At 44.7% G+C, this 17,980-nt stretch carries 19 protein-coding genes; 11 read left to right on the top strand and 8 right to left on the bottom strand.

The window, feature by feature from the left end:
• The first annotated feature begins 161 nt into the window (after positions 1 to 161).
• The 5 genes from R8269_RS12090 to R8269_RS12070 all read left to right on the top strand — a co-directional run bounded on the left by R8269_RS12090 (position 162) and on the right by R8269_RS12070 (position 4,580).
• Positions 162 to 617 carry a DUF2850 domain-containing protein gene (locus tag R8269_RS12090; protein ID WP_005380234.1) on the top strand — a complete coding sequence of 152 codons (456 nt, stop codon included), beginning with the start codon at positions 162 to 164 and terminating at the stop codon, positions 615 to 617.
• A 272-nt stretch (positions 618 to 889) separates the two neighbouring features.
• Positions 890 to 1,993 (top strand): murein transglycosylase A, encoded by a 1,104-nt coding sequence (gene mltA / locus R8269_RS12085; RefSeq protein WP_012841480.1) that lies wholly within the window; start codon positions 890 to 892, stop codon positions 1,991 to 1,993.
• Positions 1,994 to 2,092: 99 nt separating this feature from the next.
• Positions 2,093 to 2,902, top strand: a complete 810-nt coding sequence (tcdA, locus tag R8269_RS12080) for a tRNA cyclic N6-threonylcarbamoyladenosine(37) synthase TcdA (protein ID WP_206957683.1) — start codon at positions 2,093 to 2,095, stop codon at positions 2,900 to 2,902.
• Positions 2,903 to 2,921: 19 nt separating this feature from the next.
• Positions 2,922 to 3,350 carry a cysteine desulfurase sulfur acceptor subunit CsdE gene (gene csdE / locus R8269_RS12075; protein WP_005380244.1) on the top strand — a complete coding sequence of 143 codons (429 nt, stop codon included), beginning with the start codon at positions 2,922 to 2,924 and terminating at the stop codon, positions 3,348 to 3,350.
• 309 nt (positions 3,351 to 3,659) lie between these two features.
• On the top strand, positions 3,660 to 4,580 hold the full coding sequence (locus tag R8269_RS12070; RefSeq protein WP_206957681.1) for a GGDEF domain-containing protein: 921 nt from the start codon (positions 3,660 to 3,662) through the stop codon (positions 4,578 to 4,580).
• Between the two features lie 33 nt (positions 4,581 to 4,613).
• On the opposite strand, the gene csdA is transcribed toward R8269_RS12070, so the two are convergent.
• From csdA to R8269_RS12050, 4 genes are all read right to left on the bottom strand, one after another.
• Positions 4,614 to 5,825: a cysteine desulfurase CsdA gene (gene csdA, locus R8269_RS12065; RefSeq protein ID WP_025768229.1), complete on the bottom strand. Its 1,212-nt coding sequence runs from the start codon at positions 5,823 to 5,825 to the stop codon at positions 4,614 to 4,616.
• Positions 5,825 to 6,424 (bottom strand): DJ-1 family glyoxalase III, encoded by a 600-nt coding sequence (locus R8269_RS12060; protein ID WP_006742560.1) that lies wholly within the window; start codon positions 6,422 to 6,424, stop codon positions 5,825 to 5,827. The genes csdA and R8269_RS12060 overlap by 1 nt, the downstream gene beginning before the upstream one ends.
• On the bottom strand, positions 6,421 to 7,311 hold the full coding sequence (gene panE, locus R8269_RS12055; protein ID WP_053306735.1) for a 2-dehydropantoate 2-reductase: 891 nt from the start codon (positions 7,309 to 7,311) through the stop codon (positions 6,421 to 6,423). The genes R8269_RS12060 and panE overlap by 4 nt, the downstream gene beginning before the upstream one ends.
• Before the next feature lie 108 nt (positions 7,312 to 7,419).
• A complete protein-coding gene (locus R8269_RS12050; RefSeq protein ID WP_005391741.1) occupies positions 7,420 to 8,265 on the bottom strand; it encodes an outer membrane protein OmpK in 846 nt (281 codons plus the stop codon).
• 323 nt (positions 8,266 to 8,588) lie between these two features.
• On the opposite strand from R8269_RS12050, the gene R8269_RS12045 reads away from it, so the two are divergent.
• The 4 genes from R8269_RS12045 to R8269_RS12030 are packed head-to-tail and all read left to right on the top strand — an operon-like array spanning position 8,589 to position 11,825.
• Positions 8,589 to 9,185, top strand: a complete 597-nt coding sequence (locus R8269_RS12045) for an LON peptidase substrate-binding domain-containing protein (protein WP_017636020.1) — start codon at positions 8,589 to 8,591, stop codon at positions 9,183 to 9,185.
• Positions 9,182 to 10,540, top strand: coding sequence for a DUF4397 domain-containing protein (locus R8269_RS12040; protein WP_238972195.1), 1,359 nt, complete (start codon positions 9,182 to 9,184; stop codon positions 10,538 to 10,540). Before R8269_RS12045 ends, R8269_RS12040 begins: the two co-directional genes overlap by 4 nt.
• A gap of 44 nt (positions 10,541 to 10,584) precedes the next feature.
• Positions 10,585 to 11,169 (top strand): RNA polymerase sigma factor, encoded by a 585-nt coding sequence (locus tag R8269_RS12035; RefSeq protein WP_005380255.1) that lies wholly within the window; start codon positions 10,585 to 10,587, stop codon positions 11,167 to 11,169.
• Positions 11,166 to 11,825 (top strand): ChrR family anti-sigma-E factor, encoded by a 660-nt coding sequence (locus R8269_RS12030; protein ID WP_033905538.1) that lies wholly within the window; start codon positions 11,166 to 11,168, stop codon positions 11,823 to 11,825. Before R8269_RS12035 ends, R8269_RS12030 begins: the two co-directional genes overlap by 4 nt.
• Before the next feature lie 63 nt (positions 11,826 to 11,888).
• On the opposite strand, the gene R8269_RS12025 is transcribed toward R8269_RS12030, so the two are convergent.
• The 4 genes from R8269_RS12025 to R8269_RS12010 form a co-directional block, all read right to left on the bottom strand.
• Entirely contained in the window at positions 11,889 to 13,241 is a 1,353-nt protein-coding gene (locus tag R8269_RS12025) for an AmpG family muropeptide MFS transporter (RefSeq protein ID WP_005380257.1), read from the bottom strand.
• Between the two features lie 71 nt (positions 13,242 to 13,312).
• Positions 13,313 to 13,858, bottom strand: coding sequence for a peptidylprolyl isomerase (locus tag R8269_RS12020; protein ID WP_053306731.1), 546 nt, complete (start codon positions 13,856 to 13,858; stop codon positions 13,313 to 13,315).
• Positions 13,858 to 14,427, bottom strand: coding sequence for a YajG family lipoprotein (locus tag R8269_RS12015; RefSeq protein ID WP_005380259.1), 570 nt, complete (start codon positions 14,425 to 14,427; stop codon positions 13,858 to 13,860). The genes R8269_RS12020 and R8269_RS12015 overlap by 1 nt, the downstream gene beginning before the upstream one ends.
• Before the next feature lie 32 nt (positions 14,428 to 14,459).
• A complete protein-coding gene (locus R8269_RS12010) occupies positions 14,460 to 15,614 on the bottom strand; it encodes a methyltransferase (protein ID WP_005380260.1) in 1,155 nt (384 codons plus the stop codon).
• A gap of 243 nt (positions 15,615 to 15,857) precedes the next feature.
• On the opposite strand from R8269_RS12010, the gene bolA reads away from it, so the two are divergent.
• Together bolA and R8269_RS12000 are read left to right on the top strand one after the other, a co-directional pair.
• The gene (gene bolA / locus R8269_RS12005) at positions 15,858 to 16,166 is read left to right on the top strand and encodes a transcriptional regulator BolA (RefSeq protein ID WP_005380262.1); all 309 of its coding nucleotides are present in this window, start codon (positions 15,858 to 15,860) and stop codon (positions 16,164 to 16,166) included.
• 473 nt (positions 16,167 to 16,639) lie between these two features.
• Positions 16,640 to 17,980 carry a Na(+)-translocating NADH-quinone reductase subunit A gene (locus R8269_RS12000; RefSeq protein WP_005380264.1) on the top strand — a complete coding sequence of 447 codons (1,341 nt, stop codon included), beginning with the start codon at positions 16,640 to 16,642 and terminating at the stop codon, positions 17,978 to 17,980.

Here is a 17,980-nt window from a genome sequence, read left to right as displayed (position 1 = left end):
ACAGCCATTCCTTTGTTTAATTATGTTAAAATAATGCCTTTTTATTCATTGAGTGGCAAGGTGAAATTTTGGAATAAAGCACAAACATATTGAGGTAGGTTCTTGGTCCTGTTAAGAGGGAAGGTTACAATGGTGGCGTCTTTCCTCAATACGTGAACCTCATGTCTTCTGCTGTTAATAAGAATGCTGCGATCACTGCTTCAAATCTGTCAAAAACGTCATCTAAATCAATGCTTCGTAAGTGGCTAGAGCGTTCTCTCATGCTTATAGCGATAGTTGGAACCGTTGTCGTGTGCATGCTGTATAGTGATTTGATTACTCGAACCATTAATCCGCCCATTCCCAAATCGACAATTTATGGTCGCTGGGTTGAGCAAGATGTTGCGCCTTATGCTCGTGAAGAATTTGTGTTGAGTGAGCGCGGTGTTACCGTAAATGGTTCTACAGTGGCGACCAGTTTTGAATTCGATGGGGATTCGTTTTCGTATCGAGTGGGTTCAAATGAGCGGCACTTCAATTTTGTGGGTAAGCAGCATGCAGAAATGAAGCTGGATGCCAATGCACATTATCTACCTGTATTCCGTTTAGAGGGGCGTGCAAGGATTGCGGTAAGATAGTCGTTTTTATCTTTGTCTGTTAAGCAGAGATCTCTTGCGTCTGTGAGTCACATGGATGATCACAATTTCATCTCTCAATCAGTAAATCTTACTTTCAAACATAATCCGGACAATTCCGTAATTCTTCCGCTGCTATCATGTTGTATTAACTGAATGAATTCACAACGAGTAAACGGATTGGCTTAGCGTTGAAACATTTGTCGTTGCTTTTCAATTGCACCGTATGCATTTGTTTGCCATCCTTTTGCTATTCTCTTTTACGGAAAAGACACGTGTTAAAAAAACTCCTTCCTATTATCTCTTTGAGCCTACTCTTTGGCTGTGCTCAACAAAATGATCGTGCTCAGCAATATCTTGATGGTGAGTTTCCTCAGATCCTCAATCAAGTGGATGTGGTTGAGTCTAACAAACCACGCGATTTTACTGAATTTAACAAGCAAGCTGAGCAAGTGGTGATAAAGTCACCATCCATGGCGAAGATGTACCAACCGCTATATCAACGATTAAGTGAGTGGGCGCAACAGAGCGGAGATACCAGTGCGTTGAGTGCGTTTGGCATTCAAGCCGCGCAATTGGGTGGTGGTGATAAAAAAGGTAATGTGCTGTTTACCGGATACTTTTCTCCCGTGATGGAACTGCGTCATACACCAAACGACATTTTTAAGTACCCAGTTTATGGCAAGCCAAACTGCTCATCAGATTGTCCGACTCGCGCGGAGATCTACAATGGAGCACTAGATGGACAAGGTTTGGTGCTAGGTTACGCGCCTAATCGTATCGACCCATTTATGATGGAAGTACAGGGCAGTGGCTATGTGCATTTTGAAGATGATGATACGTTGGAGTACTTCGCGTACGCAGGGAAAAATAATAAAGCTTACGTCAGCATTGGCCGAATTTTGATTGAACGTGGTGAAGTCCCGCGTGAAAAAATGTCTCTCAAAGCGATTAAAGAGTGGGTAATGGACAACGACGACGCAACAGTACGCGAGTTGTTGGAGCAAAACCCTTCTTACGTCTTCTTTGCGCCAAAAGCGGAAGCGCCAGTAACGGGGTCGGCTGGTATTCCTTTGTTGCCAATGGCCGCGGTCGCGGGTGACCGTTCTATCTTACCAATGGGCACACCAATCTTGGCGGAAGTACCATTGCTGAATGCGGATGGTACGTGGAGCGGTGCTCATCAACTGAGAATGCTGATCGTTTTAGACACTGGTGGTGCGGTAAAACAGAACCATTTGGATCTGTATCATGGCATTGGTGCGAGAGCAGGAACGGAAGCAGGGCACTACAAGCATTTTGGTCGAGTTTGGAAACTTGGGCTGGAAAACTCACCAACTCAAGCGCCTTGGGCTTTACCGCCAGAAAAGCTACAATAGCGACCCAAGAAAGAGGAACACTCTCTTATCTAGACATTTCATCAAAGAGTGCGTATAAATCGCACTCTTTGTTTTTCTATCGATCATCTGGACTTCAATATGCGTGAACTCGATACCCCAGCATCTGACAGCTACAATCAACGCTTTGGCGGCACTCGTCGTCTTTATGGCAACAGTGAAGTAGACATTCTTCGCGCTGCACACGTTTGTGTGATTGGTATTGGTGGCGTAGGTTCATGGGCGGTGGAAGCGCTGGCTCGTACGGGGATCGGTGAGTTGACTCTGATTGATATGGACGATGTTTGTGTCACGAATATTAACCGCCAAATTCATGCGATGACGGGCACCGTTGGCCAAAGCAAAATTGAAGTGATGGCCGAGCGTGTCAAATTGATCAACCCAGAGTGTAAAGTCAACCTGATTGATGATTTCATCACGCCAGGCAATCAACATGAGTACTTAAGCAAAGAGTTTGATTACGTGCTAGATGCGATTGACAGCGTAAAAGCGAAGGCGTCTTTGTTGGCGTATTGCCGCAGCAACAAGATCAAAGTGATCACCACGGGTGGTGCTGGTGGTCAGGTTGACCCAACGCAGATCATGGTCGCTGATTTAACGAAAACGATCCAAGATCCTCTAGCGAAGAAAATCAAAGACACCTTGCGTCGTCATCATAACTTCCCTAAGAATCCGGCTCGTAAGTTTGGTATTGATTGCGTGTTTTCAACCGAGCAGCTGAAGTATCCTCAAGCAGACGGTTCAGTGTGTGGTGTGAAGTCGACAGCGGAAGGCCCAAAACGTATGGATTGTGCTAGCGGTTTTGGTGCGGCGACTGTTGTAACTGCAACGTTTGGCTTTGTCGCGGTATCGCGAATCGTTGAGAAGTTGATTTCAAAATATAAGAAGTAAACTAGAAGAAGAGCGCATCATGACAGATTTTCCCGTTTCTCCATTTGGTACAGATATCACCAGCGAAGACATTGTAGCGACTATGCAGCAATTTCAAGGCTGGGAAGATCGCTACCGTCAGGTTATTCAGTGGGGTAAAAAGCTGCCACAAATGCCAGAAGAGCTGAAATCAGAACAAGTTACCGTTTCGGGTTGTGAAAGCTTGGTGTGGTTAGTGAGCAAAGAGCAAGATGGCGTTTGGCATTTTTGTGCGGACTCCGATGCGCGTATCGTCCGTGGATTGATTGCCTTGGTAATGGCAGCTTATGACGGTAAAACGGCCGATCAAATTCAAGCATTTGATATTGATGCTTATTTTGATCAGCTGGGGCTTGTCTCCCATTTAAGCCCGTCACGTGGTAATGGCTTGAAAGCTATTGTAGAGCAGATTAAGCAAATCGCCGTGTAACGAGTCATTTTCCCAACTCTTAAAAAACGCCGAATAGCCTAACTGTTTGGCGTTTTTTGTATCTGAGTTGAGATATTTTTTGCATATGGATAAAAAGTATGCAAATGGTCGACTATTTTAGCGTTAATTAACCATTCTATTGATCCTGGTTCATTATATTGCCCACTTGGTTTTTATAAACTCAATTGTATTTAAAATTTGTCTATATTAGATAATAGACATATGCCCCATTCGCTCCTATTCCCCAATGTGGAAACACACTTGGAAGCGATTGGGTTACTTAGATACAAATGCTAGGAACCTCCCTATATGCAATTCACCTTGGAACATGCGCAAGACGTGTTATCCGGAATGCCAGACCCCACTTTTATTCTGAGTGAAGATGGTATCTATATTGATGTTTTTGGAGGAACAGATAAAAAAGCCTATCACGATGGAAGTAATTTGATAGGTGAGACGCTGCACAGCGTACTCGAGAAAGATAAAGCTGACTGGTTTATCGAACAGATAAATCGGTCACTGAAACAAGACAGTATTGTGACGATCGAGTACAAGATGTGCGCCGACAGCATTCAGGGAATAGATGCTAACAGTGGGCCAAGAGGCGAGCTATACTACGAAGGCAAGATCTGCCCACTCGCTATAAAATACCGGGGTCGTCGCGTTGTCCTTATTCTTACACGCAACATCTCCAATCGCCACCGAGTTGAAACCCTTCTTCGCCATCAAAGCCAAATAGATGCTCTCACCAATATCTACAACCGACGTGTTTTTTTCGAAAAGCTCACAGAAGAAGTTATTAAATCCCAAGCTCCAGATTATCACTCCGCGTTGTTATTGTTTGATTTGGACTTTTTTAAAGTCATCAATGATAAACGTGGTCATGATGCGGGGGATTATGTCTTAGAGACGTTAGCTGATTTGGTTTCTCACTTACTCGTCAAAGACGAAATTTTCGCAAGAGTCGGAGGGGAGGAGTTTGCGATTATTTTGCCAGAAACTTCTCTGTCGGCGGCGAAAGAGGTAGGAGAGGAAGTACGTTCCCACATTCAAAATTGTCAGTTCGAATTTGAAAAGATTGAAATTCCGGTCACGGTGAGTGTAGGCGTGGTGGAAATAGGCAGAAATGAAACCACCAAACGTTTGTATGCGCATGCAGATAAAGCGCTTTATGCTGCGAAAAGAAATGGCAGAAATTGCGTGGCGACTCTGGATAGGCAGATGGAGTAACCTTGTTGGTTACTCCAAATCAAACCGTTGGCGTTATAGCATGTCGACGGCTTTTTCTACGGCGGCGATGAGTCTTTCCACATCGCTCGTCGTGTTATAAATACCAAAAGAGACGCGTACCGTGCCTTTCACATTTAGCGCATCCATCAATGGGTGAGCGCAGTGGTGTCCTGCTCGTACCGCAATGCCTTGTTGATCGAGCAGCGTCGCAATATCTTGGTGATGAACGCCGTCCATTACGAAGGTCAGTACAGAGGCATTCGGTTGATAGCCTAGAATATGGATGTCATCCAAAGCGCTTAGTGCTTGGTAGGCCTTATCCTGAAGCGCATGGAGATGAGTCTCTACTTCGTGATGGTCAAAACCTTGGTACCACTCAATGGCTTTCGCTAGAGCAATCGCGCCCGCAACGTTTGGTGTGCCCGCTTCAAATTTTCCAGGAAGTGCAGAAAACGTCGTTTTTTCGAAAGAAACGCGTTCAACCATTTTACCGCCGCCGTGCCATGGTGGCATGGCTTCCAAAAGTTCAAGCTTGCCGTATAAAACCCCAATGCCTGCTGGTGCATAAAGTTTGTGACCTGAGAAAACGTAGAAATCGATATCTGATGCCGATAAATCAAGTTGCTCATGTACGATGCCTTGCGCGCCATCAACTACAATAACCGCGCCAACGTTGTGCGCCAGTTCAGTGATTTTTTCTATAGGTTGGCGTGTGCCTGTTACGTTGGTTATTTGCGCGCAAGCAACAATTTTACAGCGGTCAGACAGAAGCGCCTCAAATGCACTGATGTCGAACTGGCAATCTGATGTCATCGGAACTTTAATGACTTTAGCACCCGTTTGCTCTGCCACGATTTGCCAGGGCACGATGTTGGCGTGGTGCTCCATCTCGCTAATCAAGATCTCATCACCTGGTTGTAACGTGCTACGGGCGTAGGTTTGAGCAATTAAGTTCAGTGCTTCGGTTGCGCCCCGTGTCCAAATGATCTCTTTAGAGCTGTTTGCACCAATAAAGCTTGCCACTCGTTCTCGTGCCGCTTCAAATTGGCTGGTGGCATTAGCCGTTAAACTATGGCTGCCACGGTGAACATTGGCATTTTGCGCACTGTAGTAATGACTGATGACATTAATCACACATTGCGGTTTTTGCGTTGTCGCTGCGCTATCTAGATACACTAAGGGCGTATCGTTGACGGATTGGTTTAGAGCAGGAAATTGCTCGCGTACAGCATTTACGTCAAACATTATTCTTCACCAAGCTTGTGGTAGTGCAGAGTAGGCAGAGGGATCATTGGTTCAGCAACTGACCATGCGTGTTTTTTACCTGAGAGTTGAATGATTACTTCCATCGCGAACTCTAAAGCTGTACCCGGACCTTGACTGGTGATCAGGTTGTGGTTGATATCAAAGGTCACGCGTTTGCTGCGCCACTTCTCTTCCGGGATATGTGACTGAAAGCTCGGGTGACAGGTCATCAGTGATTGTGGGAAAAGATCATGGTGTTGCAATACCAACGCCGGTGCTGCGCAGATAGCAGCGACCAATTTTCCCTCGTAGATGTGCTGCTTAAGGATTTCTATCATCACCGTGCTATCACGAAAAATTTCTGCACCGCCAACACCACCAGAAAGCGCTATGGCGTCAAACTCATCATCAGCAATATCGACCAGTTTACAATCGGCTGTTAGTGTGACTCCGCGAGAAGCTTTCATCGTCAATGAGCCATCAAAAGCAGCACTCGCTACCGTAACGTCATAACCCGCGCGAACCATCATGTCGATAACGGTGACGGCTTCCATTTCTTCGGTGCCCGGAGCGATTGGCACTAAGATTTTCTTACTCATTGTTCTGTCCAGCTTTGTTCTATTTGTTTGATGCGTTGGTAAAGTTTTAAATTCTCAGGCGTATTGATGCGATGTTTCTCGGCAGCCTTTAACAAGTATCCGGTTATAAAATCAATTTCCGTTCGACGCTGATGGAATACGTCTTGTCTCATTGAAGAATAGTTCTCAGCTGTGGCGTTCACCACTTGCATTACCGTATCGAAAAGAGAGCGAAACTCGATAGCAATACCTTCTTTACTCATTACTTCAACCAGTTCTTGAGTGATGCTTTCGAGTTGTATCTTAAACTCGGGCTTCGCAAGTTCACCATTCTTACACTGGAGAATCGCAGTCAGTGGGTTAATCGCGCAGTTGATCGCTAACTTAGTCCATAACGCAGATTGGATGTGTGGATTCCAAATGGCCTCTGGAAGGGCATTATGCATAACATCTTTCAGAAAAGTGCACTGCATTCCTTTGTCATTATAACCACCCGCTTGCGTTGTTCCGTGACCGGTATGCAATACGTGTTGGTTATCTGGTTTGTATGCGCCGTGCGTCGTTGTTGCGAGCACTATCGGATTGTTTGGCACAACCTTCTCCAAGGCAGAGGCAGTACCCATACCATTGTGCATCAGCATGATAATCGTGTCTGTATTGATATGAGGGAGCAAAGGCTGAATGGCGTCTTCCACTTGCCAAGCTTTTACCGTGATCAAAATGAGGTCCGCTTGATTTACGGAGGAAATATCTTGATTACTGAATACGATTGCGGGTGTGTCATCCAACTGAAGTGGTTGTTGTCTCTCTGAACTTCTTCCCCACAATGAAACATTGTGCCCGGCAAGCTTAAATTTTGTTGCCCAGAGTGAGCCCACCGCACCTGGACCGAGGATAAGGATATTCACCAAACGCTCTCATTAAAAAGGTTTGCTGCAAGGATAATGAGGGAAAAAAGGAAAGCAAATAAAAATGGCGCCGAAAGGCGCCATTTTTGAGCAAACTTAGTGGTTCAATTAGAACTTGTAAGTTACAGCTAGGTAGTGGCTTACACCAGTCGATTCTAGCTCAACACCTGGAGCAACTTGTAGACCGTCTTTTACGCCATATACTTCTTTGTATGCCTTCAGGCCGTAACCAACCGCGAAGCGATCTGAGTGCCAGTAAATGCCGTTGAACATTGCACCACCGTTTGACGCGGTAGTACCAAATTTGTTACCAGCATCATCATCCATACCGAATTGGTAATCAATGTAACCTTGGTAAGAAATGAATGAACCATTGTCGAAGAAGTAGAATGGTTTGAACCAGTTAGTCGAGATTTGGAAACCGTTCCAACCTTTGTTGTTGCCATCGTAAGTGCTGTACAGGTTTAGGCCGATTTTACCTAACCAAGGAACCATTACATCAGAACCTAAACCGATTTTCTGGTTGTTTACACCACCGTTGTTACCGCCCCATTCCATTAGAGATGCAATGTATAGCTCTTGAACTGGACCGAAAGATAGGTCTTTACCAGTTACGGCATCTAGAGACATACGTGGTGCAAATTTCATGAACATCTTGTCAGGAGCGCCGTTCTCAATTGACTTATCTTGGTTATCTTTAGTCGCTAGGTTAAATACGTCTACGTAACCGTATAGGTCGAAAATACCAGAGCGACCGCCAAATTCCATTTCTAGGTAATCGTGAGCGTTGTCGTCAGCGCCTTTAACTCGTGGCATTTCATCAATTGAGTACATGTAGTTGAACTGCATCCACTTGTAATCGTTTTTGTGGATATCGCCGTCAGAGTAATCTGCCGCCATAACTGGAGCTGAAGTAGCCGCTAGAAGGCTAAGAGCTAAAAGTGATTTACGCATAAGGGGACTCTCTATGTTTGTAATGATTCAGAACACGCAATCTATGCTGCGCTTTCCAATTGGCGGGAATAATAGCGATAAAAATCCCAAATGAAAGTGATAAAGGGTGCAAAACTGAACGTTTTTGGTGAGTTGTGTCACGAAATTATCTTTATTTACGGAACTTTTTGTTTGTTGCATTTGATTGCAATAAATGTGTGATTTGGATCGTTTGCGTAAGCGATTTTATGACTTTTTAAGCCAGTCGATTAACCAACATAAATCGTTAGTGATCGGAGTGATAAGGGATTCGTATGTATCCGTGAATCAAAGAGGACGTTTGAATGAAAGAAGTCATGTTATTCCCACTCACTTCAGTTGTACTCCCTGAGGGTAAAATGAATCTGCGCATTTTTGAGCCACGATATAAGCGAATGGTAAAGGAATGCAGCCTACAAAATGTGGGCTTTGGAGTTTGCCTGGTAGGAAGTGAAGGTGACCCTAAAGACGTGGGTAACGTTTCATCTATCGGAACTTTGGTCAGGATCGTTGATTTTGAAACACTCAGTGATGGCCTTCTTGGTATTACAGTTGCTGGTGAGCAACGCTTTGTTGTCAAACGCGTCCGTGCAGATGCGGATGGCTTACGTCATGCAGAGGTTGAATGGTTAGACAATTGGCAACATCTAGACAACTCACCAGATTTCTTCTTTTTAAGCCAGCAGTTATCCCATGTTTATGAAGAGTTTCCTCAACTTGGAAGCCTCTACCAGCATCGTTTTTACGATGACTCTGCTTGGGTTACTCAGCGTTGGCTTGAGTTACTACCCCTAGACTGCAATCTGTTCGAACAGCTAGTCGGCGCAGAGGACTGTATTCCTGCGTTGCAATTTCTGACAGAAGCCATAGAAGCCCCGACTAACAAAGAGGCAAGGATATGAAAGGATTTAATAAAGCTGCGCTAACTATTGTTGCGACATTAGGACTGGCGGCGTGTGGCTCCGACAGTGACACTATCGAGTATTCCAATTTACAAGCAGTGCACGCTTCTTCTGATGCGCCGCTTGCAAATGTGTGGATCAACGATAAACCATCTTTAACGAATGTTGATTATGGTGTGGGATCTGGCTACGTTAAATTGCGAGAGGGGATGAATTCGATTCAGGTCGATGTACAGCTCCCAGGTAATGAAACCGCGACCGTAGTACCTAAAACAGAACTAGATCTTGATTCCGACCTCAATTATAACGTGTTCGTTGTTGGCGATGCCGATGGTTCGCCAAACCCAGTTGAGCCTTTAGTTGTGACTCGCAGCGCCGATTCAATGGCTGATGCCAATAGTCTAGATGTTCAAGTTGTTCATGCAGCTTCAGGCGTTCCTGCTGTTGATCTTTATGTCACTGAGCCAGGTGTTGCTCTTGCTAGCGCGACTCCAATAACTAACCTTGCTTACAAAGCTTCTACCGACGTATTGAACATCCCAGCTGGTGAGTATCAAGTTCGACTTGCCGTAGGAGACAGCGTTGCTTTTGACTCCGGCACAGTACCTCTTGCGGCTAACTCCAACTTGACGATTGCCGCTATCGGCACAGGAGATTCGAATAGCACGTCACCTGTCAAACTCTTGGTGTTGGACGGTTCGGGCTCTTCTATAATTGAAGATATGGGCAGCCAAGCTGAAGTAAGAGTCGGACACCTTGTCGATGGAGCGCCAGTCGTCGATGTTAACGTTAACGGGGCGGCCTTCGCTCCTCTTGCCGACTTAGCGTTCAAAGAGATTCGTGGTTATTTGGATCTTGCTGCTGGGGCTTACGATATTGATGTTTACGTGGATGGCACAACAACCAATCCGATCATAGATGTTGACGGGTTAATGGTTGCAGGTGGAATGGATTACAGTGTTTATGCAGTCGGTGTTGTTAGCCCAGCGATTGATATCGAAGCTCTGGTTGTTGAAGATATGAGACGCGCTGTGGCGACTAGCGCGACATTGAATGTGACACACGCGGCGGCTAATCCTATAGCGGAAATGGTGGATATTTACCTCACTACGAGTGCAGGAATAGATGGAAGTGATCCAACTATTGCTAATTTTGCGTATAAAAATAGTGTACAAGGATTATATGTCGCTGAAGGTACATATTATGTAACGGTAACAGTGGCTGGTAACCCAAGTATTGTTGCGGTTGACTCAGCACCAGTCAATGTAATGAACGGTGTTGTGTACCAAGTCGTTGCCATTGATGATGGGAACAACGGTGGTTTCAACTTGTTGGTCGATGACGTGACCGATTAGGAAGAATGGGAGGAGGAAACTCCTCCCACAAATTAAGGCCGATTATGATGAGTGATAGCCCGAAAAAACTGGGGCGCAGTGATTGGAACGATTACATGGATAAAGTGAAGGCTCGAGACAAAGACGCGTTCGCTTTTGTATTCCGTTTTTACGCACCCAAGCTGAAGCAATTCGCTTACAAACATGTTGGTAATGAGCAAGTTGCTATGGAGATGGTGCAAGAGACCATGGCGACAGTTTGGCAGAAAGCGCACCTCTATGATGGTGAAAAGAGCGCGTTATCGACTTGGATATATACCATAATCCGAAACCTTTGTTTTGATTTGCTGAGAAAACAGAAAGGTAAGGAATTACACATTCATTCTGATGACATTTGGCCGTCAGAGTATTATCCACCTGATCTTGTTGATCACTATTCACCAGAGCAAGATATGTTGAAAGAACAGGTGGTTAAGTTTTTAGATATATTACCGAAAAACCAGAGAGATGTTTTACAAGCGGTATATCTTGAAGAGCTACCTCATCAACAGGTCGCGGAATTATTTGATATACCCCTCGGTACCGTAAAATCCAGGCTGAGGCTTGCAGTAGAAAAGCTAAGGCATTCAATGCATACGGAGCAACTATGAACAAACACCCAGATAACAGCTTGTTAGAAGCATACGCTTCGGGAAGCATTGATGCAGTTTCTGGTCTTGTGGTCGCAACCCATTTAGAAACATGCACCAAGTGCCGAGCTTATGTGAACCAAGTCGAAGCAAGTCAAGCGAACATCGTAAGTGACATACCTTCTGAGTATGTTTCTGAATTTGACGACATGTTTAATGACATCATCAATGCGGAGCCAGCGACTGATAATATCGTGATCCGCGACCCTGCTGCTGTTAATGTGGCAGGAAAAAGTTTCGCTCTTCCTAAAACTCTAGCGCGTTTCTCTGACCTCGTAGGGTCATGGAGAAGTTACGGAGGCAAGGTTTTCAGTGCTCAGATTGACCTAGGGGAAGACGCTCGTGTCAGCTTAATGTACATCGGGGAAGATGTGCAAATTCCTCAACATACGCACAAAGGCCTGGAGTCTACATTGATCCTACATGGCGGATTTAGTGACGAGGATGGCCAATATGAAGAAGGCGATTTGATGATTAGAGACGCATCAGTGAAGCATAGCCCTTACACTAAGGCCGGAGAAGACTGCTTGTGTTTAACCGTATTGACTGAGCCGATGATCTTTACTCAAGGCGTGGCACGTATATTTAATATGTTTGGTAAAGGGTTATACCCATAGACCTCTTATCTTATATATCGCAAAACAAAAACCACCGAATTCGGTGGTTTTTTATATGCTTCGTTAATGCTTGTGACGTGCTTTTTCCAATAGAGCATCAAAGTAATGTCGTAGCGAGTACAACATAATCAAGCTTGGCACGACCATGACAGCGGTAAGCACGAAGAATGTGCTCCAATCATTAAGATAATCCACTAGCTCGCCACTGAAAGAAGCAAGAGTCGTCCGTCCGAAGTTTCCTAGAGAGGCAAGCAACGCATACTGAGTTGCCGAAAATGCTTGCCCGGTTAGAATCGTCAAAAATGAAACAAAAGCGACGGTTGAGAAAGCAGTCGTAAAGTTATCGACAATAATCGTGGCTAAGTACAAGTGCTCGTTTGGGCCTACCGAAGCAATCCATGCAAACATCAAGTTACTGGCAGACATAGCAATACCGCCGATCATTAATCCACGTACAATACCAAACCTAACGTTGAACATGCTTCCGACAAAAGTAAAGAAGATGGTGGCTCCCCAACCAATCAGTTTGGAGTAATAGCCAATTTGTTCATTGCTAAAACCAATATCTTTATAGAACGCGATCGACATCCTGCCCAAAAACGCTTCGCCAATTTTAAATAGGAAAACGAACAGCAACAGAGTAATCGCGACACGGACGCCATTGCGATTAAAGAAATCAAGGAAAGGTTCTACAACAGTCACGGTAAACCAAGCTACGACTTTTGAACCAACCACTTCTTTGTGTCGTTGTTCAGCGGCAGACTGAAGTTGTTCGCGTTGAGTCTTCGGTTCACCGACTAAAATCGTAAAGACCATTAGAATGCCGACTATCACCGCCATCCCGTAATACACACCATTCCAACCGACGCTATCAGCATTAACAAACGCTAAATAACCCGGTAGTGAATAACCTGTCCACCAGCCAATGACCGCCATTGCAGAAGCTTGAGGCAGTTTAGACTCTTCTGACTTTGGGAAAGTATCAATACGAAAAGCATCAATTGCGATGTCTTGTGTCGCTGAAGCCGTTGCAATACACAAGGCGAGTAGTGACGCAAACACCAAGTTTTCCGCTGGATTTACGCCGGCAATAAATAGGGTAGCGACGAGTACGATACTTTGACAAAAGAAAATCCAGCTACGTCTTTGCCCCAGCAGTCTAAAGAGGACTGGCAGCTTCACGCGGTCAACCAGAGGTGCCCACAGAAAGTTGATCGCATAGACCGCAAAAACGCTACCAAAATAGCCAATTGCGGAGAGGGTCAAGCCGGCATCTTTTAGCCAACCTGACATGTTTGAGCCGATAAGAACCCACGGAAAGCCGCTAGAGCAGCCCAGCATGAAAACCCACATGAGTCGTTTATCGAGGTAACTTTTTACCGTTTCCAACCAAGTGATGGAAGGTAATGAAGACATAAATCAATCCAATAAAATGAAGCCGTTGAAAGAGAAAGCCCTTCGATTATTCAAAGGGCTTATCGTTTTGGCTATTTAAGTAGTGTAGCTTTGGTGATGACGATTTGCGTCTCTGGTACATCACGCATTCGGCCTACCGTCGTGGTCGGCTGCTGAGCCATTTTCTGGATAACGTCGAACCCCTCAGTAACCTCACCAAATACAGCATAACCTGGTGGTCGAGCGCCATAGTTGAGAAAGTCATTGTCGACTAAGTTGACGAAAAACTGACGAGTTGCAGAGTTTGGTGCATTGGTTCGTGCCATGGCGATGGTAGCACGGTTATTGTTTAGACCATTATTTCCTTCGTTTTTGATTGGCGCGTATGTTTTCACCATCTGCATATCTTGGTTAAAGCCGCCACCTTGTGTCATGAAGCCTGGGATAATACGATGAAAAATAGTACCCTCGTAGCTCCCATCTTCTACATATTTTAGAAAATTAGCGACAGTGATAGGTGCTTTCTCTTCGTTTAACTCAACCGTAAATGAACCAAGTGTCGTTTCAAACGCTACTTTTGGTCCAGCCCAAACGCTGCAGCTGAGTAGTGCTAAGGACAGAATCGCTTTGCGTAACATTAGAAACGCTCCTGCATGTATTGACGAAGCTCAGGGTCATTGGCAATCTCTTTAAGCGTCAATGTCACCACATCATTCAATGTCTCTTCAATATCGGCATCAGAAGCACTCAATGTGCCAGATCGCTTTGCTGTACCTGTATAAGTTTTGACTAGCTTGCCCTCAGGTGTCTCTGCTGTGATTTCCAGCACAACTTTAGCATCCATCTCATTTTCCATCACCGAATGCTTCACGTTGACCAACGCTTCTTGAACGCTCAATTCAATCGCGTTGTTGCTGTTTAGATCCGCATGGAAACCTTGAGATGAGAATTGCTTCTCTAATGCTTCTTCTAACGCAATACGTAAATTCTGTTTAGCATGAAGAGGAAGAATGTTCGAACGGCCGTTATCCACCAACGCCACGTACTGCGCTGCACGTACATCTTTGCTGGTCAAACTGTAAGTCTTGCCTTGAACAATTGGATTGGTGCTCAATGTGCTTTCTGGCATCAGGTTCAGCTGAGGTTGTTGAGGGGCTGAACACGCAGCAAGCAACGCAACCGAAGCCGCAAGTACCAATTTTCTCATTTTATTATTCCTTTTAACTATTTTGCTAAAGCTTATTTTGCGCTTAATTTAGCAGGATTTTTTGTAGCCTGTAAAATCACAAACTTATTGTTGGAAGCGATAAGTTTCACATTTTTATCGCCAAACAGACGTTTGAGTTTTGCGTCGTACCCGAGGTGACGATTTCCGATAACCAGTAAACGGCCATTTTCACTTAATACTTGTTTAGCATCGCAGAACATTTGCCAAGCAATATGATCGGTGATTGCCTGTTGTTGATGAAACGGTGGATTACACATAACCATAGAGCTGCTGCTGTGTTTAAAACCGTCCAAGCAATTGTTCGCTATGCACTGTATGTCTCTATTTTCACCAAGGTTGTCGCGTAGGTTCTGTTTTGCCGACTCAAGCGCCATAAAGCTTTCATCAACACATGTTAGCCGAGCATTTGGATTCAACTGACCAAATTTAACAGACAGAACACCATTGCCGCAGCCGAGGTCGATGACATTGTCTATTGAAGGGTCTTGAGGCAGGTGCTGCAGCATAAAGCGTGCACCTAAATCTAAACTTTCTCCTGAATAGACATTTGGCATGTTCTTGAGTTCGATATCTTCGCCATCAACGCGCCAAGTCGTGAAAGGCATTACTTCAATCGTAGGCTCAACTGTTGCTTGAGAAAACACCAATCTGTGCTTTTTCCAGGCCAAAGATGTTTTTGTTTCGCCTAAGTATTTTTCAAACAGTTTTAGCGTCGAAGTATGAATGTCTTTCGCTTTATTGACTGCAATGACGGGGCAGGAAGCCGGTAGCGCCTTTCTTAATTGGCTTAGTATCCACACTAGATGGCGGTTACTTTTGGGCAGTTGCAGCAAGACGAGATCAATATTGGCAGGAACGAGGTCCATCGTGGTGGCAAACGCTACTTTATTGCACTGGTTTTGCTCGAGATTTTGCTGTGCACCTTTATGTGAGATGAATGAATCACTCATTAGCGTTACATGGTGCTTTTCCGAAAACCAGCAGGAGAGGGCACCAAAGCTGTCATTAATCACGAGGATGTTTTGATTGTCTGGCAAAGCAAGCTCTTCAACATGATTAATAAGATACTCATCACCGGCATCCCACGCTTGTAGCGTTTCGTTACTACGTTTTGGGAAACGATGAAGTGTTAAGCTTCGCTCGTGAAGGTTCAGTTCGGTTTTCATAGCTAAATGTAAGTTGATTTAGAAATTAAGTGTTATTGTCGCAAATGATGACGTGTCGAGATACAAAAAGCTGTCAAATTTTACGAGTTCAGTGATGGCTGCTCTTTAGACATGTTCGTGGAGTCAAGCGCCTTGAGACAATATGTCTACAAAGTGCGTCAATAATGAGAGTGACGTTTGAGTGATGCATGTCTGCTTTACTTAGGTATATACTTATGGAATTCGCATCAATGAGGAACGAATATGATCCAAGAAATCATAGAGAAGAAACTACACAGTGAGCTGCAACCCAGCTATCTCAAAGTCATTAATGAGAGCTACATGCATAATGTGCCACCAGGCTCAGAGAGTCATTTCAAAGTGATTGTTGTGAGTGATTCGTTCGCGGGACAGCGTTTGATTGGGCGCCATCGTCAAGTTCATCAAATTTTGGCAGATGAACTGGACAACCACATTCATGCATTAGCTATTCATACATATACTGATGAAGAGTGGAAGCGTGAACAAGATGGCGCCCCTGATAGCCCGATGTGTATGGGTGGTGGTCACTAAAAACGCAAGATATAAAGGTGCAGAGAAAGGTGGCTTAAGGCCATCTTTTTTCGTTTTACATTCTTTAGGGACGTTAACGTGGCACAAATTCTGGTTAAAAAATGTGTTAACAGTGTTTCAACAAATGAATGGAAATTGCAGAATATTTCAGGCGATGAATATCACTTTTCCATAAGATATGTATGGAATATGGCATTTGTGCGATGGGTCAAAGTTATGACTATTCTTTGACCTTTTAGACCTGATTCTACCGAAATAACCCCTCTATTCTAATGATTGATCATGGCATCAAGTTCCTAAAAAATGCTAGACTACGGCACCTGATAAATCTCGCGTATTCCTTGTGACGAGATTTTTAATAGGATGTTGCGATTTTGATGTTTAAAACAACATCAAAACCGGACACTGATGTCGTGTCTAAAAGTTACGCAATCAAAAGAATCTTTTTCCCGATAAAAGTAGTGCAAGTGCGTATGATTACAATAAAGAAGGGCTTGGATCTTCCTATCGCAGGAACTCCATCCCAGGTGATTAATGATGGTAAGACCATCAAAAAAGTCGCCTTGCTTGGCGAAGAGTACGTTGGCATGCGACCTACCATGCATGTCCGCGTTGGTGATGAAGTGAAAAAAGCGCAAGTTCTTTTTGAAGATAAAAAGAACCCAGGCGTGAAATTTACTGCACCAGCAGCCGGTAAAGTGATCGAAGTTAACCGTGGCGCTAAACGTGTCCTTCAATCTGTAGTGATTGAAGTGGCAGGTGAAGAGCAGGTGACATTTGATAAGTTCGAAGCCGCTCAACTTTCAGGTCTAGATCGTGAAGTGATCAAGACTCAGTTGGTTGACTCTGGCTTATGGACCGCTTTACGTACTCGTCCGTTTAGCAAGGTTCCTGCAATCGAGTCTTCTACTAAGGCTATTTTCGTAACTGCAATGGATACTAATCCACTAGCAGCTAAGCCTGAGTTGATCATTAATGAGCAACAAGAAGCATTCATTGCTGGTCTAGACATTCTTTCAGCCCTGACAGAAGGCAAGGTTTACGTATGTAAATCTGGCACTAGCTTGCCACGCTCTTCACAGTCTAACGTAGAAGAACACGTCTTCGATGGCCCTCACCCAGCAGGTCTTGCTGGCACCCACATGCATTTCCTATACCCAGTAAATGCAGAGAATGTGGCATGGAGCATCAACTACCAAGACGTTATCGCGTTCGGTAAGCTGTTCCTAACTGGTGAGCTATGCACAGATCGTGTTGTGTCTCTAGCTGGCCCAGTTGTGAATAACCCTCGTCTAGTTCGTACCGTAATGGGTGCAAGCTTAGATGACCTAACAGATAACGAGCTGATGCCTGGCGAAGTTCGTGTGATCTCTGGTTCAGTACTAACAGGTACACATGCAACTGGTCCACACGCATACCTTGGCCGTTACCATCAACAGGTTTCTGTATTACGTGAAGGCCGTGAAAAAGAACTATTTGGCTGGGCAATGCCTGGTAAGAATAAGTTCTCGGTAACTCGCTCTTTCCTTGGTCACGTATTCAAAGGTCAGTTGTTCAATATGACAACGACGACCAATGGTAGTGATCGTTCAATGGTTCCAATTGGCAACTACGAACGCGTAATGCCTCTAGATATGGAGCCTACTTTGCTGCTTCGTGATCTATGTGCCGGCGACACAGACAGTGCTCAAGCACTGGGTGCGCTTGAACTGGATGAAGAAGATCTAGCATTGTGTACCTTTGTATGTCCAGGTAAGTACGAGTACGGTACGTTACTTCGTGAATGCCTAGATACTATCGAGAAGGAAGGGTAA

It is taken from the genome of Vibrio sp. Vb0667 (assembly GCF_033391095.1).
This window is presented reverse-complemented; position numbering and strand designations above follow the sequence as displayed.